The following is a 16,118-nucleotide window of genomic DNA, read 5'->3' as shown; positions in this document are numbered from 1 at the left end:
TATTGTCAGACAAGTACACTGGACAGTCAAGGATGCAACTGGCGCGGCGTGGAAGAATCGCGCACCGATTCGACAGTGGAGCGAAGGAGCCGGAGATGGCGGGACGGGTCAGAACTCTGTCGATCGTCGATGCCCTGACCGACGAACTGCGGGGACGGCTGTTCTCCGGCGAGCTCGCACGGGACGACACACTGACCGAAGCCGAAGTCGCGCGGCTCTACGAAGTGGCACGGCCGACGGCGAAAGCGGCCATAGAAAAACTTGTCGGCGAAGGGCTCCTCCAGCGCAGCGCCCACAAAACCGCCCGCGTACCGAAACTGGGACCCGCCGACGTCCGCGACATCTACAACACTCGCGCGCACCTCGAATCCACAGCACTGCGCTACTTGGCGCAGGGCTCATTCGTTCCCGACTCTGCTGTCGCCGCCAACGGCGAGATCTCCGCGATGACCGACTGCACACCGCTGTCGGTCGTCGAACCCGACATGCGCTTCCACACCTCACTGGTGGACGCCATGGGAAGCCCTCGGACGAGCAGGATGTTCGGTTCCCTCGTCTCCGAGGTGCGATTGTGCATGGTCCAGGTTCAGGGCCAGCACCTGCTGACCACCGCGAGTATCGCTGCCGAGCACCGTCGGATACTCGATGCGGTGGCCTCCGGAGACGGCGACCTGGCGGTCTCGATCCTCACCGATCACCTCGGGCGCGCACGCGAACGCCTTGTCGCGGCTCTCGGTGGCGTCCCCGGCCCGGAGGCCGAGCTCCCCGCACCGGCCTGACGGACTGCCTGTTTTACGGACTGCCTGGTTTTCAGAGCAACAGCCCCTGGCGACGCGCCTCCACGACCGCTTCGTGACGACCGTGCACCTCGAGTTTGGCCAGAATGTTGCGCACGTAGCTCTTCACAGTCTCCGGACTCAAGGACAGCCGCTCGGCGATCTCGGCGTTGCGGCAGCCCAGGGCCACATACCCGAGCACGTCCTGTTCGCGCGAGGTCAGGTGGACGGTCGGTGTCGGCATCCCCGCGCTGCCGAGAGCTCGCAACTTGCCTTCGATCCCCTTCAGCCGCGATTCCAAGCCGGGGTCGTCGGCCGCGGCCGCAATCTCACGCAGCTCCAGATAGCTTGCGGTGATCGTGTCGGACACCGTTCGCGGTAGCCGGTCACCGTGTTCCGGCTCGACGCCTTCTCCGACGTTGCCGAGCAGCGCCACCCGTCGATCGACTTCGTCACGGATCTCGATCTCCCGCGCCAGCGCGCGGGCCGACTGCACGAGTCGGTCGGTGACGGCGTCTCCGATGGATCTGGGTGTCCGGAGACCGCCGTACATCGCGGCGCGGGTCTGCCCGCGCACTACGACAGGTACCGCCAGCAGCGACTCGATCCCTTCACCCGCGACAGGTCTGTCGTAGTCGTGGGTGATGCGCGGGGAGGTGAAGTAGTCGGCCACCGAGCCCGGACGCTGCTCTGCGATCGCCCGCCCACCGAGTCCCCGTTCGGAACTGATCACGAGGTTACGGAGGAAGCGTCCACGAGTTCCGACGTACCCGGACAACACCAGGTCGGCGCCGTGAACGGTGCCTCCGAACAGAATGGGAAGGTCCGTCGCCTGCTTCAGCGACCGCAATTCGGCGCGAAGCGTGTCGACGTCACTCGGCCGAAGCAGATCGGCCCGGTCCGCAGCACTCACTGGTCGGTTTTCCTCCTCCGAACACCCTCTTTCTAGGGTAGCGGCGCCGATTCCGTGATTCGTAGCCTCGACGGGATCCGGTGTTGCGACGATCACACGCGACGCCGACTTTCCCGATGACCCCGGAGGTTTCCGTGTCCACCGCACTCGACAGTTCTGCCGCGCCCGCCAACCACAGCCAGCTCAGCCCGCTGCGCTTCCTCGAGCGTTCGGCGGCGGTGTTTCCCGATCGCGCCGCCATCATCTACGGCGACCGTCGGTACACATACGCGGAGTTCGCCGACGAGACCCAACGTCTCGCCAGGGTCCTGAAGAGCCGGATCAAGCCCGGCGACCGGGTGGCCTACCTGACACCGAACGTGCCCGAGACTCTCATCGCGCATTTCGCGGTGCCGCTTGCCGGCGGGGTGCTCATCGCGTTGAACTCCCGGCTCGCCGGTCCGGAGCTCGACTACATCTTGGGTCATGCGGAAGCGTCGCTGCTCTTCGTCGATTCCGAATTCGTCGGCTCGCTCACCGGCGTCGATGTCCCGACGCTCACCGATATCGTCGAGATCCCGGATTCGACGGTGCCGGCACCCGAGGTTCCTGCCGGTGTGATCACCGCGCGCTACGACGAGTTCCTCGCGCTCGCCGATTCGCTCGACGACAGCCCGCTGCCGTGGAGCGTCGACGACGAACTCGGCGTCATCACGCTCAACTACACGTCGGGCACCACAGGGAAGCCGAAGGGCGTGATGTATTCGCACCGCGGCGCCTACCTCAACTCGCTCGGCGAGACCTTCCACAACGGGTTCACCGGACAGAGCAAATACCTGTGGACGCTGCCGATGTTCCATTGCAACGGCTGGTGCACGCCGTGGGCGGTCACCGCGGCGGGCGGCACGCACATCTGCCTGCGGGCGGTACGCGCCGACGCGATCTGGGATGCCATCGACAACTTGGGCGTGACCAACCTGTGCGGGGCTCCCGCGGTGTGCTCGACCATCGCGAACGCCGAGCAGGCACACCCACTCGACCGGCCGTTGCACATCACGACCGCGGGTGCGCCGCCGTCGCCGACGGTGATCGCACAGCTCGAATCGATGGGCATCAGGGTCGTGCACGTCTACGGCCTGACCGAGGTGTACGGCCCGTACACGATCTGCGAGTATCAGGACTCGTGGGACGACAAGACCGGCGACGAACGCGCCACACTGTTGTCGCGACAGGGTGTCGGCATGCTGCAGGCCGAAACAGCGCGGATCGTCGACGACAGCATGAACGACGTGCCCGCCGACGCCGAGACCATGGGTGAGATCGTGCTGCGCGGCAACAACGTCATGCTCGGTTACTACAAAGATCCCGATGCCACCGCCGAGGTGTTCGCCGGCGGCTGGTTCCACACCGGCGACCTCGGTGTCATGCATCCCGACGGATACATCCAGCTCAAGGACCGCGCCAAGGACATCATCATCTCGGGCGGCGAGAACATCTCGACGGTCGAGGTGGAACAGGCGATCATGGCGCATCCCGCGGTGATCGACGTCGCCGTGGTCGGTGTTCCCGACGAGAAGTGGGGTGAGCGGCCGAAGGCGTTCGTGATCCTGAAGAAGGAACAGTCGGTCTCTGCGGACGACCTCATCGCCCACACCCGCAGCCTGCTGGCGGGCTACAAGGTCCCCCGCGACATCGTCTTTCCGCTCGAACTGCCGCGCACCTCGACCGGCAAGATCCTCAAATTCGAACTGCGTGCGGCGGAAACTCCGAGGTCTTGACGTGGCGAGGGCGCGGACCTTGGATACTCGGTCACTATGACGCATGGATCGGTTCCCACTCGTCGCACCGAGGCGGCGGGGCCTGATCCCGCCCAGTTCCGGGTGCACGTTGTCACCCAGGCAATCAGGCTGTTCTCGCAGCACGGCTACGAATCGACGACCGTCGAGCAGATCGCTGCGGCGGCGGGAGTCTCGCGTCGCACGTTCTTCCGGCAGTTCCGCTCCAAAGAGGACGTGATTTTCGCCGACCACGAGTCTCTGCTCGAACAGGTGTCGGAATACCTGTCGCGCGACTTCGACGACCCGTGGGCTGCCGCCTGCGACGCCGCGCAACTCGTGTTCGGCTACTTCCGCGACCGGCGCGACCTGTCGGTGTGGCGGTACCGGGTCGTGCAACGGGTGCCCGCACTGCGCGATCGCGAACTCGTGACGACCTACCGCTACGAGCGGTTGTTCACAGAGTTCCTGCGCCAGGCGGTGCCGGGCGAGAAGCCCATCCGGATCGTGAGCTTCGCCGCAGCGGTGACCTCGGCGCACAATTTCCTGTTGCGGGCGATGATTCGCGGCGACGACACCGCGACCGCGGAGGTCCTCGATCGGGAGTTGTACGACATCAGGCGCACGTTCGGCGTCGTTCCGGGTGCAGACTCGCCCTCCACCACCGAGGCACCACGTGCCGTGACGGTGGTGACATATCCCGCGGGAACGTCGCCGGCCGAGGTCGCCGAAGAAGTGCGGCGCACGCTCGGCGGATAGCACCTTCCCGCTCCACTGGGCCAGCTTCTCCATTGACCTGGCACTCAGTGCCGTGGTTAGAATTGGATGATTCCGCGACGTTGCGCCCCTCAGCTCAGATATTGTGGGCGCAGATCCACCCTCTGGAATGGCACCGCGTGCCGATTGGAGTTCCGACCTCATGGCCCTCAACGCCGATTTCGATCTGTTCAAGCTCAGCGAAGAACACGACGCGCTGCGCGAGGCGATCCGCGCACTCTCCGAGAAGGAGATCGCGCCTCACGCGAAGGATGTCGACGAGAACTCCCGCTTCCCGCAGGAGGCGCTCGACGCACTCAACAAGTCCGGCTTCAACGCCATCCACGTCCCCGAACAATTCGAAGGTCAGGGCGCAGACTCCATCGCCGCGTGCATCGTGATCGAGGAAGTCGCCCGCGTGTGCGGGTCCTCGTCGCTGATCCCGGCCGTCAACAAGCTCGGCACCATGGGACTGATCCTGCGCGGCTCCGACGAACTCAAGGCCAAGGTCCTGCCGGACATCGTCAACGGCGCGATGGCGTCGTACGCGCTGTCCGAGCGTGAGGCCGGCTCCGACGCCGCGTCGATGCGCACCCGCGCGAAGGCGGACGGCGACGACTGGATCCTCAACGGCTCCAAGTGCTGGATCACCAACGGAGGCAAGTCCACCTGGTACACGGTCATGGCGGTGACCGATCCCGACAAGGGCGCCAACGGCATCTCCTCGTTCATGGTCCACAAGGACGACGAGGGCTTCGTGGTCGGGCCCAAGGAGAAGAAGCTCGGCATCAAGGGCTCCCCCACCGCCGAGCTGTACTTCGAGAACTGCCGCATCCCCGGCGACCGCATCGTCGGCGAGCCGGGCACCGGCTTCAAGACGGCGCTCGCGACCCTCGACCACACCCGGCCCACCATCGGTGCGCAGGCAGTCGGCCTCGCCCAGGGTGCGCTCGACGCCGCGATCGCCTATGTCAAGGATCGCAAGCAGTTCGGCCGCCCGATCTCCGACAACCAGGGTGTGCAGTTCATGCTCGCCGACATGGCCATGAAAGTCGAGGCGGCCCGACTGATGGTCTACACCTCCGCAGCTCGCGCTGAGCGAGGCGAAGGTAACCTCGGCTTCATCTCGGCCGCCGCCAAGTGCTTCGCGTCCGATGTCGCCATGGAGGTCACCACCGACGCCGTTCAGCTGTTCGGCGGTGCCGGCTACACCACGGACTTCCCGGTCGAGCGCATGATGCGCGATGCCAAGATCACGCAGATCTACGAGGGCACCAACCAGATCCAGCGCGTCGTCATGTCGCGCGCTCTGCTTCGCTGACACAGGTCGGTTAGGTTTGGACCAGCTCGAACATCACACTGATCAGGAGTCTTCGTAGTGGCTGTGGAAAAAGTAGGCGTCATCGGCGGCGGCACCATGGGTGCCGGTATCGCAGAGGTGTGCGCGAAGGCCGGTAGCGACGTGCTCGTCAAGGAGACGACCGAGCAGTTCGCCGAAGCCGCGCGCGAACGTCTCGCGAAGTCGATCGGACGCGGCGTCAAGTCCGGCAAGATCACCCAGGAGGACGCCGACGCGATCCTCGCTCGTATCAAGGTCACGCTCGATATGGGCGAGTTCGCCGACCGCGACCTCGTCATCGAGGCCGCACCCGAGATCGAGTCCCTGAAGGTCGAGATCTTCGCGGAGCTCGACAAGATCGTCAAGCCCGAGGGAATCCTCGCAACCAACACGTCGTCGATACCCGTGATCAAGATGGCGCAGGCGACGCAGCGTCCCGGCAAGGTCGTCGGCGTCCACTTCTTCAACCCGGTGCCGGTGATGCCGCTCGTCGAGATCATCTCGGCACTCACCACCGACGAGGCCGCCGCCGACACGGTGTTCGAGTACGCCAAGAACACCCTCGGCAAGACCGCCGTGCGCGCAGGCGACCGCGCCGGCTTCATCGTCAACGCACTGCTCATCCCGTACCTGTGCGACGCGGTGCGGATGCTCGAGTCGGGTTACGCAACAAAGGAAGACATCGACGCCGCGATGAAGGGCGGCTGCGGTTACCCCATGGGTCCGCTGACGCTGCTCGACACCGTCGGACTCGACATCGCGCTCAACGCAGCACAGTCGCTGTACGACGAGTTCGCTCAGCCGAACTATGCGCCGCCGGCGCTACTGCGTCGCATGGTCGAAGCGGGCCGTTTGGGCCGCAAGACCGGTGAGGGCTTCTACAGCTACAAGTAGTCCCAGCAATATCTGTCGAGTCCTGTCGGTCCACTCCCGGACCGGCAGGACTCGCATTTGTTCCACTCCTTCATATCTCACGGTCGATCCCACCTGCACGGACATATACAACCCGAACGAAAAGTTGCACCTGTCCGAAGCTGTTGCGGCAATCCACGACCGGGACCTGAAAGCCCCTCCACCCGCTCTGCTATCGTCACGCCCGGACACATCGGGGGGTTCTGTCGGGGGGACAGTCGTGACGTTGAAAGTAGATCCGCAGGCACTTCATGCGTTCGCCGCATCCGTCAGTGGCGTAGCCGACGCCATCGGGGAATGGGATATCGGCGCTCCGTACGCATACTCGCAATCAGCACTCCCCGAAACCGGTTTCAGCGACACGGGTGCGCGCGGTCACCTCGCAACCGCACAGGCACTGGCCAACATCCGTCAGCGTCTCCTCGAAGTCACCGACATCTCGAACGGTGCGGCAGACGACTACGAGATCGCCGAGACCGACTTCGTCGCAGCACTCACGGCGATGGACCTACCCCGGTGAGTCCCGGCGTCTCCGCCGTCAAATCCTGGAACCCTGACGCCCTCCGCGCAACCGCTGACGAGCTCGATGTGCTCGTCGACAAACTCGACGCCCGTATGAAGGGCCTACTCAACGATCAGGACGCCCTCGCCGAGCAGTGGAAAGGCGACGCCGCCAACGCCGCCGCCCTCCGGGTCGTCCGCGAACGCTCGCTCGGCAGCGCCATCGCCGGAGCGCTCCTGCAGGTCGCCGACGCCTACCGCATCAGCGCGCCGATCATCGAAGGCGCCCGGATGCACGTGGCCGGGCTGGTGCAGGCGGCCGAATCTCAATCGTTTACGGTGCACGACAACGGAATCGTCGACGCAGCGAGCCAGATCGCACTACTTCGCATACTGCTGCCGTCCGGCGCGACCTACGACACCGCAGCACTCCAACTCGAACGCCAGGCCGCCGAACTGAGTGTCGCGCTGGTCGACGCACTCCAGCAAGCCACGACAGCCGCCAACGACGTAACGGGTCGCATCAACAACACAATCGCCGTGCTGGAAGATGCCGCCAAGGCAGCAACACCGGGCGAAGTCATCCGATCCGACGATGGCACGTTCTCGTGGGTACCGGACGTGTCCGCCACCGTTGCCGCGTCCACGATCGGACTCATGTCCGAGGTGACCGAGAAGACATTTACGCGGGCAGTCGTCTCCGCGGGAGACGACGTAGCGATCGGAGTATCGAAGGGACTCGGCCCCTTCGCCGCAGCGATTGGAACGATACCGGCGATCAACAACGACATCGAAGGAGGCATGGATCCTACCAAGGCTGTGATGACAGAGGGTGCAGGCGCTGCCGCAGGCCTCGGAGGAACATACCTTGGCACAAAAATCGGTGGGACTCTGGGAACCATGATTGTTCCTGGCGCAGGGACCGCCGTAGGAATCATCGTCGGTGCGGCAGTCGGCGGGTTAGCAACATGGGTGACGTCGAAATACCTTCAGAAGAACTGGGATTGAGTCATTGACCGAATTTCGACGGAAGTTTGTCCAAGGAGAGCCGACATGCCTGCACTGAACCACGCCACGAATCCACCAGGACCCGAAGAGTCCCCCGCTGGGTACGGCCGCCCGGAATGGCCGCAACCGTTCCGTCCGGCTTTGCTGATGGGCTCGGTGGGAATGTCGGCAATCACGGTACTTGGCTTCTCGACCGCCGCAGAAAGCTGGCGGAGTGGGTATCCTTTGGCCACCATCGGATACGGTGGCGGCGCATCGATGATGGCGATGCTCACCGTTGCGATGCTGCGCGAGGCAGGATTTCGGCTCATAGGACTGTCGGGCAAGATTCGCCCAGTTCAAGACCCAACCCATGGCAATGGAGTATCAATTCCGACGAGCCGCATGCTGGCCCCTCTCCTGATCGCCTTGCTCGTCGCCGCCGCGGCCTACGGTGTCGCCGCGTCTGTCGGTTGGTTCATAGGCGTGGACGAGTCGCTGCTACCGGATGGGCGAAACTCTCGTACGGGGGCGATCTACATGGCCACGCTCGCGGCTGTTGCGGTCACGCTCGCACTGTTCGCCTCGTGGATCAGAGTCGACATCGTCGTAAGTATTTACGGCGAGGGCGTCGAACGTTACTCCCGTCGACGCATTCTGCTATCCACCAAGGAATCCGAGGTATTCGTGAGATGGCAGGACATTACGCGTATCGATGGGCGAACCATCGACTCGTTTCAACACCCCGGCATCGACCTACAAACGTCTTCTGCCATCCCGAAGAAGCTGCGAACGCCGCATGACGGAGAGTACAAGATCGCACTCATGGCCCACGCTCTGACCTCCGAACCCAACACGCTCTTCGCACTGCTGAAACGCCTTCACGAGAACCCGGACGACCGGAAACTCATCAGCGAGCCGAACGCAGCCGAACTCCTGAGGCCCCCTCCACTACTCGAACGCTTTCGCATCGCTCGCACCCTGAAGAGAGAAGCGTGAAACCTTGGTCGCACAGGGGTCGGCTCAGCATCCTCCCTCGGGTCGGGACCCTTCTTCACAGGGTCCGGCGTCGAACCAGCATCCCTGTATCGGGTTCCCATCGAGTTCAGGAGTGAGGGTGCCCCGAAACCCATCGTATTCGCTCAGTGACCACATTCGTTCCTCCTACGAAGCGCCGTGGCCGCAGCGCCTCGAGCGAGGGAAACTCATCGCCGCCGCAGTTTCACTCCCTTTGGCGGCAGTATTCAGCGTCTTCGCGTTGGAAGGTGTTCGGAGGAACGAGCCCGACACCGCGGTCGGATTCGCGGGTTTCACCCTCCTGATGTCGACGGCCGCTGGAATCGCGCTCTCAGGGGGTGGGTGCCGCCACCTCACTGTGTCCCGGCGCGTGACCCGAAACCAGAACAGTGAGCACGAAAACGGCATCCACATCCCTCACAAACGAGATCTGCTCGTGATTCTCCTACTGTGCAGCCTCCCGATTGCCACACTCCCCGCGCTACTGCCCCATCAGAACCAGGGCGACTTCACCTTGCTCGACGAGGTGTTCCTACGCATCGGCGGACCAGTGGGTGCGGCCGTTCTCGGAACACTCTCACTCGCCATTTTCATCCTCTCTCTGGTCATCCGAACGCCGACTTTCCTCGGGATCTACCCCAACGGGCTTCATCTCGTGGTGCGTCGCCACATACCCTTCTTCACGAGTACAACCGAGCAGGTCATCGAGTGGGATCACATCGAATCGATCACCCCGACCCTCTATTCCGGGCCGAACAGCAATTCCCCCACACGCCACCCTGTGATCAGAATCGACGGTGAGGTCGTTGATCCCCGAACCGGAGACAAAGTGAGCAGCCTCGAAGTTCCCGTCTATCGCCTGACCGGGGAACCGAATACCATCTACAGATTGCTTCGCTTCTTCCACGAGAACCCCGACAAGCGAAGCATTCTGAGCGATTGCGATTCGATTGAATTCCTGCGGCCACCCCCGCTACGCGAACGCTTCCTCGCCGCACGCACCCAGGGGGGAAAGGTGTGAACCCTCAGAACCCGACCCCAGAAACCCTCCGTACATACCTCGAAAGTCACGAAGTCGAGCTCATCGCCTGCCCTCCCGAGGAACCGGGACACCCGCACGTCACGATCCCAACTCCGGCCGGGTGGACCCCCGTACCCAACGAAGTGTTCCCCCACGCATACGCGGTCCTCGTCGCGCCCGAACACACAGAAGACGGATGGACACCCAACGCGGTGCTACTCCATGGCCGCCTCTCACGCTGGCGCCCCACCGACGAACTCCTCTATGCCGCCGCATCCGAATGCCGCTCACTCCCCCGGTGGTCCGAATATCATTCCGACACCGACAACTTCGATTCCCATCGCTCGGTTGTCACACGAGGCATCTACAACGTCGGCGATGCTTGGTTCGACGCAACAACTCGATTCCTCGTCGTCGATGTCGAATACGACCGGTACCTCACCCAGCTGACCGTTACCACACGGGCTGAGCCCGATGTGACACTCGCCTCCGACGCATCGACGATTCACCGCGGGTTGATGGTTGTGGATACGCACACCGAATTGGATCGATAGATGGACAACCAAGAAATGGTGCACGCGGAGGCCAAGGCGATACCCAACTGGCCTCAGAGATTCCTCCCCTTCAGACTTGCAGCGGGCTTGGCATCCGCGTGCGGCTTCGTCTTCATCGCCGTCCATCTACCCGAAATGCTCTCGGACGACGATATCGGAATCTGGTGGTTGGGCATCTTCGCCGCCATTGCCTTTGTGTTTCTGACATACTCGCTTATCGAGGCCTCCGGATTCTTCTCGATAGGACTGAGCCGCCGCATTACAACGCACGCGGACATCGAACACGGCCCCTGCATCGAAATACCCACGGGGAGAAAAACACTCTTACTGGCCGCCCTGATTGCAGCATTGGTGACACCGGTCGGCGCTGTCATGATCTACGCCTGGGCAGCACACGCAGACGCAGTATTTATCCCACGCGACGAAGTGGCCGAGCACGTTCCGTTCATCGCCTCGACCGCCGTCGCGACACTGGTGATCGCACTGCTCCCGCTGGGGATCCGCAGCACCACGGTGAGATTGCACGAGGACGGAATCAGACGTCGCGTGACGATCCGCAGACTCCGTGTTCGCACTTACGACACATTCGTAAAGTGGGACGACATCGAGGATGTCGTGTCCGACGTGTACACCGTCCACGCAAAGGGTGCAACCATCCACTACCCGATGATCCGACTGCGCGTGCCAGGTCCGGTACCCACCGTGAAGCTCGTGCCGTTCGACGAGGAGTACGAGATTCTCACTGCGTACGTGCTGGTGAGCGAACCCAACGCGCTCGTCGAATTGATCCGGCGCCTGCACATCCGGACGGAAGGCCGGCACCTCGTCGCCCGACCCGACTCCGTCGAACTTCTGCGGCCGGCGCCGCTGTTCGATCGGTTCCGAGCGGCGCGTGGAGTCGAGACGCGGTGGTGAATCGGGTCTCGCCCGGATCCGCCGACCCGCACACAAATCGTGGGTTCGGAGGCTACGATCTAACTCATTGGTCGACACGCATCCCGGTGAAGCACGTCTCCGAAAATGATTTGTGCCGCAACGTAGATGCATGCCGAACCTCCTGTGGAAACCGGTACTCAAGTCAACCCCGTGGAGCGACAATGACCGACAGCTGGCTCTCTCGCGACCCGTTCGACGACATCTTCGAACGATTCTTCAGCTCCGGCGGACTCCGTCAACCGCAGGTGCAACGGGTGGATCTGAGCCGGTTGCTCAACGACGATGCGAAACAATTGGTCTCCGAGGCCAGGAAGGCAGCCACGGAGTGGGGCAGTGCGGAGCTGACCCCCGAACATCTTCTGTATGCCGCCACACTCAACGACCCGACTCGCGGCGTGATCAGTGGTCTGGGTCTGGATCCCGATGCGGTCGCAGAGCAGATGCGCTCCCTTGCCGGAGACGAAGGCGAAGGCAGCGACGGTGAGCGGGTCACGCTCAGTCCTGCGACCAAACGTGCCCTGAGAGTCGCCCAGCAGCAGGCCGGACAGTCCGGCATCAGCTACATAGGTCCCGAACACATCCTCTACGGCATTGCCGCGAACAGCGAGAACCCGGCTGCTCACGCGCTGGCGGGCGCCAAGCTCGATACCGGCGGTCGCCGCGACACATCACAGAGCACGACGCCCACACTCGACGAGTACGGCAGAGATCTGACCGCAGAAGCTCGCGCGGGCAACGTGGACCCTGTGGTCGGGCGCGCAGACGAGATCGCGCAGACCATCGAGATCCTCTCCCGTCGGCGAAAGAACAATCCGGTCCTGATCGGTGATCCCGGCGTGGGCAAAACCGCGATCGTGGAGGGTTTGGCGCAGCGAATCGTCAACGGAGACGTACCGTCGACGCTGGCCGATCGACGCGTCGTAGCTCTCGACGTCGGTTCGCTGGTCGCGGGGAGCAAGTATCGCGGCGAGTTCGAGGAGCGGTTGACGAAGATCCTCGACGAGGTTCGCGAACATTCCGACGAGTTGATCCTCTTCATAGACGAGTTGCACACGATCGTCGGCGCGGGCAGTGGCGGCGAAGGCTCGATGGATGCCGGCAATCTCCTCAAGCCGGCCCTCGCGCGCGGAGAGTTGCACGCGGTCGGCGCGACCACGATCGACGAGTACCGCCGCTACATCGAGAAGGACGCGGCGCTCGAACGGCGATTCCAGCCGGTGATGGTGTCCGAGCCGTCGGTGGACGACACCATCGAAATTCTGCGCGGACTGATCGACGTCTACGAGGAACACCATCAGGTGCACTACACCGACGAAGCACTGGTGGCTGCAGCCGAACTGTCCGACCGGTACATCACCGACCGCTTCATGCCCGACAAAGCGATCGATCTGGTCGATCAAGCCGGGGCTCGAGTACGTCTGCGCACCAAAACGCCCGATGCGGACACCCGTTCGCAAGAGGAAGAACTGGCGCGACTCGAGCGGGAGAAGGACACTGCGGTTGCCGCCGAGGACTACGCCAAAGCCGGCGAGTTGAAAGACGAGATCGCTGCCCTCGAGGAGCGCGTCGGATCGAGCGGCTCGGCGTCGACACCGCAGGTCGAGGTCGTCGACATTGCCGAAGTGATCTCGCGACAGACCGGCATCCCGGTCTCCGAACTGACAGCAGAAGAACGCCAACGGCTCCTGGACCTCGAGGACGTGCTCCACGCTCGCGTGGTCGGGCAGGAACAAGCAGTCTCAGCAGTGGCCGAAGCGGTGCGCAGGGCGCGCTCAGGCTTGTCCGACCCGAACAGGCCGATCGGCTCGTTCCTGTTCCTCGGCCCCACCGGGGTCGGCAAGACCGAACTCGCGAAGGCGCTTGCTGCGGCCGTGTTCGGTGATGAGGACCGGATGATTCGCTTCGATATGAGCGAATTCCAGGAGAAGCACACCGTCTCCCGTCTGGTCGGGGCTCCCCCGGGCTACGTCGGGTACGAGGAGGCAGGGCAACTCACGGACAAGGTTCGCCGTCAGCCGTACTCGGTGGTCCTGTTCGACGAGATCGAGAAGGCGCACACCGATGTGTTCAACGTGCTTCTTCAGCTCCTCGACGACGGCCATGTCACCGACGCGCAAGGCCGCACAGTAGATTTCAAGAACACCATCGTCATTCTCACCAGCAACATCGGGTCCGACCTCATCCTGGCCGACACCAGCGGAGACATCGAGACCCTCACCCCGAAGCTGATGGAACGACTGCACTCCCATTTCCGGCCCGAGTTTCTCAACCGCATCGATGAGACGGTGGTGTTCCACCGGCTCGACAAGGCACAGCTGCGCGAGATAGTCGACCTGATCCTCGACGGGACCCGGCGGCGGTTGCGAGCCCAAGACGTAGATCTGGACATCACCGAGAGCGCGGTCGACTGGCTGGTGGACACAGGGTTCGCACCGGAGTTCGGTGCTCGCCCGTTGCGGCGGACCGTCCAGAAGCAACTCGACAACAGGCTGTCGAACCTGCTGCTTGCGGGAACACTCGGCGCGGGAGACACGGTGCGAGTCGACACCGGCCCTGACGGTCTGGTGCTCGAGACGGTCACCAGTGGAGACGACCGGCAAGACCCCGAGGACGATTCATCGGCGGAGGACTGATCAGCTGTCGGTCTGCCCATGCACCCGGTCGTGCAGCGCCTCCATCTTCACGTCGAGGTCGCGGGCGGTTTCTGCAGCAACGCGGAGTTCCTCACGCAGTGCATCCGGCACCGCGCGGTCGTGCTTGTAGTAGATCTTGTGCTCGAGACTTGCCCAGAAGTCCATCGCGACCGTGCGGATCTGGAGTTCGACGTAGACCGACTCCATGCGGTCGGACATGAACACGGGGATCTCGACGATCACGTGGACACTGCGATAGCCGTTCGGCTTGGGCCGGGCGATGTAGTCTTCGATCTCGACCACACCGACGTCACCTTGTCGCGTGATCATGTCCATGATGCGGTAGACGTCCGAGGTGAAGCTGCACGTGATGCGGATGCCGGCGATATCGCGGACGTGCTCACGCACGCCTTCGAGCGTCTGGGGAGCACCCTTGCGGCGTGCCTTCGCGATGATCGACTCGGGCGACTTGAGTCGCGACTTGACGTGCTCGATCGGGTTGTAGTCGCGGGCGTAGGTGAACTCGTCACGCAAGATGTTGATCTTGGTCATCATCTCGTCGATACCGAACTTGTAGACCATGAGAAACCGAGTGAGCTCGCTCTTGAGGTCCTGCAGCGATACCGGCGGCCGAGCGGAGACATCCTCCGGCTCGTCGGGTAGGGGCACGCCCTGTTCAGGACCGTCCACCGTCGTTGTCACTCGGTTCCTCCTCGATGTGTTCCGCTATCGAGTCTGCCAGCTCCTCACGGCGGGGCTCGGTTCTCGCTCGCAATATCTGCCGCAACGTGCGCGGATACACACCTGATTCACGCCTCGCCTTCTTGCGGGTGATCAGCACACCTACGAGGGCGAGCACCCAGATCGGGTATTGCGCGAGCCACGCGACCCGGAACGAATCGAAGCCGTATCCGCCGAACGTGTCGAGCAGTACACCCATCGTCTGGACGACCAGCAACGTCGCGAGGAAGCCTCCGATGTTGACGATGCCCTGTGCGGTGCCGAGCGCAGTCGACGGGTTGAAGGTGCGCGCATAGTCGAATCCGACCATCGACCCCGGGCCGCCGACAGAGATGACGATGATGAGCAGCACCAGCAGCCAGATCGGCGCCGGTCCCGGCAACGCGAGCACGACCGTCCACGCAGTAGCGCACGCGATGATGATCGACAGCACCAGCCAGGATCGGTGATTCGGGAAGCGGCCGGTGAGGATGCCGAGAATCGGGCCGGCCGCGATCGCGGTGGCCACCGACACCGTGAGCATCGAGCCGGCTGCCGCGGCCGACAGGCCCTGCGCGGATTCGAGGTACGGCACACCCCACATCAAGGCGAACGTGGTCACCGAGAACTGGGTGCCCATGTGGGTGAAGAACCCCAGCCGTGTACCCGGTCGACGCCACACGCCGCCGATCTGACCGAGCACATTGCGCAGTCCCGCGGCCGGGACCTCCAGGTGTTCCCCGGTCGGAGCGTTCCGTACGACCGCGACCACCAGGACGCAGGCGAGGACCCCCAACGCCGCGGCGCTGGCATAGGCGGCGGTCCACCCCTGACCGGACAGGATGAGCACGAACGGAACAGCCGACAGTACCTGTCCGAGTTGCCCGAGGATGCCCGTCAACTGCGACACCACCGGAACCCGGCGGGGAGCGAACCACACCGGTACCAGCCTCAGCACCGAGATGAACGTGAGAGCGTCACCGACCCCGACGAACACACGACCGGCGTACGCGATGGGCAGCGAGTCGGTGACAGCGAGCACGAACTGGGCGACCGCCATGATGGCGGCACCCAACGCGATGATCTTGCGCGATCCGAATCGGTCCAGCAGAACTCCGGCGGGAATCTGCATGCCCGCGTAGACGATGAGCTGCAACACCACGAACCCGGACAACACGGACGGGGAGATGTCGAAGCGCTCGGTCGCGGCCAGGCCCGAAACACCGAATGTCGTGCGGTGCAGGACTGCGACAAGGTAGGCGAAGACACCGACACCCCAGACCAGCCATGACCTCATGG

General features: G+C 63.6%; 15 protein-coding genes. 12 read left to right on the top strand and 3 right to left on the bottom strand.

The window, feature by feature from the left end:
* Nucleotides 1–95 precede the first annotated feature (95 nt).
* On the top strand, nucleotides 96–779 hold the full coding sequence (locus EV641_RS25485; RefSeq protein WP_054712883.1) for a GntR family transcriptional regulator: 684 nt from the start codon (nucleotides 96–98) through the stop codon (nucleotides 777–779).
* A gap of 31 nt (nucleotides 780–810) precedes the next feature.
* Here the strand turns inward: EV641_RS25485 and EV641_RS25480 are convergent, their stop codons facing one another.
* Complete coding sequence (locus EV641_RS25480; RefSeq protein ID WP_132475643.1) at nucleotides 811–1,689, bottom strand: LuxR C-terminal-related transcriptional regulator; 879 nt, start codon at nucleotides 1,687–1,689, stop codon at nucleotides 811–813.
* Between the two features lie 116 nt (nucleotides 1,690–1,805).
* Here EV641_RS25480 and EV641_RS25475 point away from each other — a divergent pair, with 116 nt between their 5' ends.
* The 11 genes from EV641_RS25475 to EV641_RS25425 all read left to right on the top strand — a co-directional run bounded on the left by EV641_RS25475 (nucleotide 1,806) and on the right by EV641_RS25425 (nucleotide 14,099).
* Nucleotides 1,806–3,446 (top strand): acyl--CoA ligase family protein, encoded by a 1,641-nt coding sequence (locus EV641_RS25475; protein ID WP_054712871.1) that lies wholly within the window; start codon nucleotides 1,806–1,808, stop codon nucleotides 3,444–3,446.
* Between the two features lie 36 nt (nucleotides 3,447–3,482).
* Nucleotides 3,483–4,202, top strand: a complete 720-nt coding sequence (locus tag EV641_RS25470) for a TetR family transcriptional regulator (RefSeq protein ID WP_054712868.1) — start codon at nucleotides 3,483–3,485, stop codon at nucleotides 4,200–4,202.
* A gap of 160 nt (nucleotides 4,203–4,362) precedes the next feature.
* The gene (locus tag EV641_RS25465) at nucleotides 4,363–5,520 is read left to right on the top strand and encodes an acyl-CoA dehydrogenase (RefSeq protein ID WP_132475676.1); all 1,158 of its coding nucleotides are present in this window, start codon (nucleotides 4,363–4,365) and stop codon (nucleotides 5,518–5,520) included.
* 63 nt (nucleotides 5,521–5,583) lie between these two features.
* Complete coding sequence (locus EV641_RS25460; protein WP_054712865.1) at nucleotides 5,584–6,432, top strand: 3-hydroxybutyryl-CoA dehydrogenase; 849 nt, start codon at nucleotides 5,584–5,586, stop codon at nucleotides 6,430–6,432.
* A gap of 238 nt (nucleotides 6,433–6,670) precedes the next feature.
* On the top strand, nucleotides 6,671–6,970 hold the full coding sequence (locus EV641_RS25455) for a hypothetical protein (protein WP_241997461.1): 300 nt from the start codon (nucleotides 6,671–6,673) through the stop codon (nucleotides 6,968–6,970).
* Entirely contained in the window at nucleotides 6,967–7,959 is a 993-nt protein-coding gene (locus tag EV641_RS25450; RefSeq protein ID WP_132475640.1) for a hypothetical protein, read from the top strand. The genes EV641_RS25455 and EV641_RS25450 overlap by 4 nt, the downstream gene beginning before the upstream one ends.
* 45 nt (nucleotides 7,960–8,004) lie before the next feature.
* A complete protein-coding gene (locus tag EV641_RS25445) occupies nucleotides 8,005–8,937 on the top strand; it encodes a hypothetical protein (protein WP_132475637.1) in 933 nt (310 codons plus the stop codon).
* Between the two features lie 532 nt (nucleotides 8,938–9,469).
* Nucleotides 9,470–9,976: a hypothetical protein gene (locus EV641_RS25440; protein WP_132475634.1), complete on the top strand. Its 507-nt coding sequence runs from the start codon at nucleotides 9,470–9,472 to the stop codon at nucleotides 9,974–9,976.
* On the top strand, nucleotides 9,973–10,530 hold the full coding sequence (locus EV641_RS25435; protein ID WP_132475632.1) for an LpqN/LpqT family lipoprotein: 558 nt from the start codon (nucleotides 9,973–9,975) through the stop codon (nucleotides 10,528–10,530). The genes EV641_RS25440 and EV641_RS25435 overlap by 4 nt, the downstream gene beginning before the upstream one ends.
* The gene (locus EV641_RS25430) at nucleotides 10,531–11,445 is read left to right on the top strand and encodes a hypothetical protein (RefSeq protein WP_054712850.1); all 915 of its coding nucleotides are present in this window, start codon (nucleotides 10,531–10,533) and stop codon (nucleotides 11,443–11,445) included. It abuts the gene before it with no gap.
* Between the two features lie 182 nt (nucleotides 11,446–11,627).
* Nucleotides 11,628–14,099, top strand: a complete 2,472-nt coding sequence (locus EV641_RS25425; RefSeq protein WP_132475629.1) for an ATP-dependent Clp protease ATP-binding subunit — start codon at nucleotides 11,628–11,630, stop codon at nucleotides 14,097–14,099.
* Here EV641_RS25425 and EV641_RS25420 read toward each other — a convergent pair whose 3' ends face one another.
* Both EV641_RS25420 and EV641_RS25415 read right to left on the bottom strand, forming a co-directional pair.
* Nucleotides 14,100–14,801: a GTP pyrophosphokinase family protein gene (locus EV641_RS25420; RefSeq protein WP_054712848.1), complete on the bottom strand. Its 702-nt coding sequence runs from the start codon at nucleotides 14,799–14,801 to the stop codon at nucleotides 14,100–14,102.
* Entirely contained in the window at nucleotides 14,776–16,116 is a 1,341-nt protein-coding gene (locus EV641_RS25415) for an MFS transporter (RefSeq protein WP_132475626.1), read from the bottom strand. The genes EV641_RS25420 and EV641_RS25415 overlap by 26 nt, the downstream gene beginning before the upstream one ends.
* Nucleotides 16,117–16,118 lie beyond the last annotated feature (2 nt).

Source organism: Rhodococcus sp. SMB37 (assembly GCF_004345605.1).
In the GTDB taxonomy this organism is placed as follows: Bacteria; Actinomycetota; Actinomycetes; order Mycobacteriales; family Mycobacteriaceae; genus Rhodococcus.
This window is presented reverse-complemented; position numbering and strand designations above follow the sequence as displayed.

Bases quoted from the DNA above. Each gene is read 5' to 3' on its own strand.
- EV641_RS25425 (WP_132475629.1), top strand. From the start codon at position 11,628: ATGACCGACAGCTGGCTCTCTCGCGACCCGTTCGACGACATCTTCGAA.
- EV641_RS25470 (WP_054712868.1), top strand. From the start codon at position 3,483: ATGACGCATGGATCGGTTCCCACTCGTCGCACCGAGGCGGCGGGGCCT.
- EV641_RS25415 (WP_132475626.1), bottom strand. From the start codon at position 16,116: ATGAGGTCATGGCTGGTCTGGGGTGTCGGTGTCTTCGCCTACCTTGTC.
- EV641_RS25485 (WP_054712883.1), top strand. From the start codon at position 96: ATGGCGGGACGGGTCAGAACTCTGTCGATCGTCGATGCCCTGACCGAC.
- EV641_RS25475 (WP_054712871.1), top strand. From the start codon at position 1,806: ATGACCCCGGAGGTTTCCGTGTCCACCGCACTCGACAGTTCTGCCGCG.
- EV641_RS25465 (WP_132475676.1), top strand. From the start codon at position 4,363: ATGGCCCTCAACGCCGATTTCGATCTGTTCAAGCTCAGCGAAGAACAC.
- EV641_RS25430 (WP_054712850.1), top strand. From the start codon at position 10,531: ATGGACAACCAAGAAATGGTGCACGCGGAGGCCAAGGCGATACCCAAC.
- EV641_RS25445 (WP_132475637.1), top strand. From the start codon at position 8,005: ATGCCTGCACTGAACCACGCCACGAATCCACCAGGACCCGAAGAGTCC.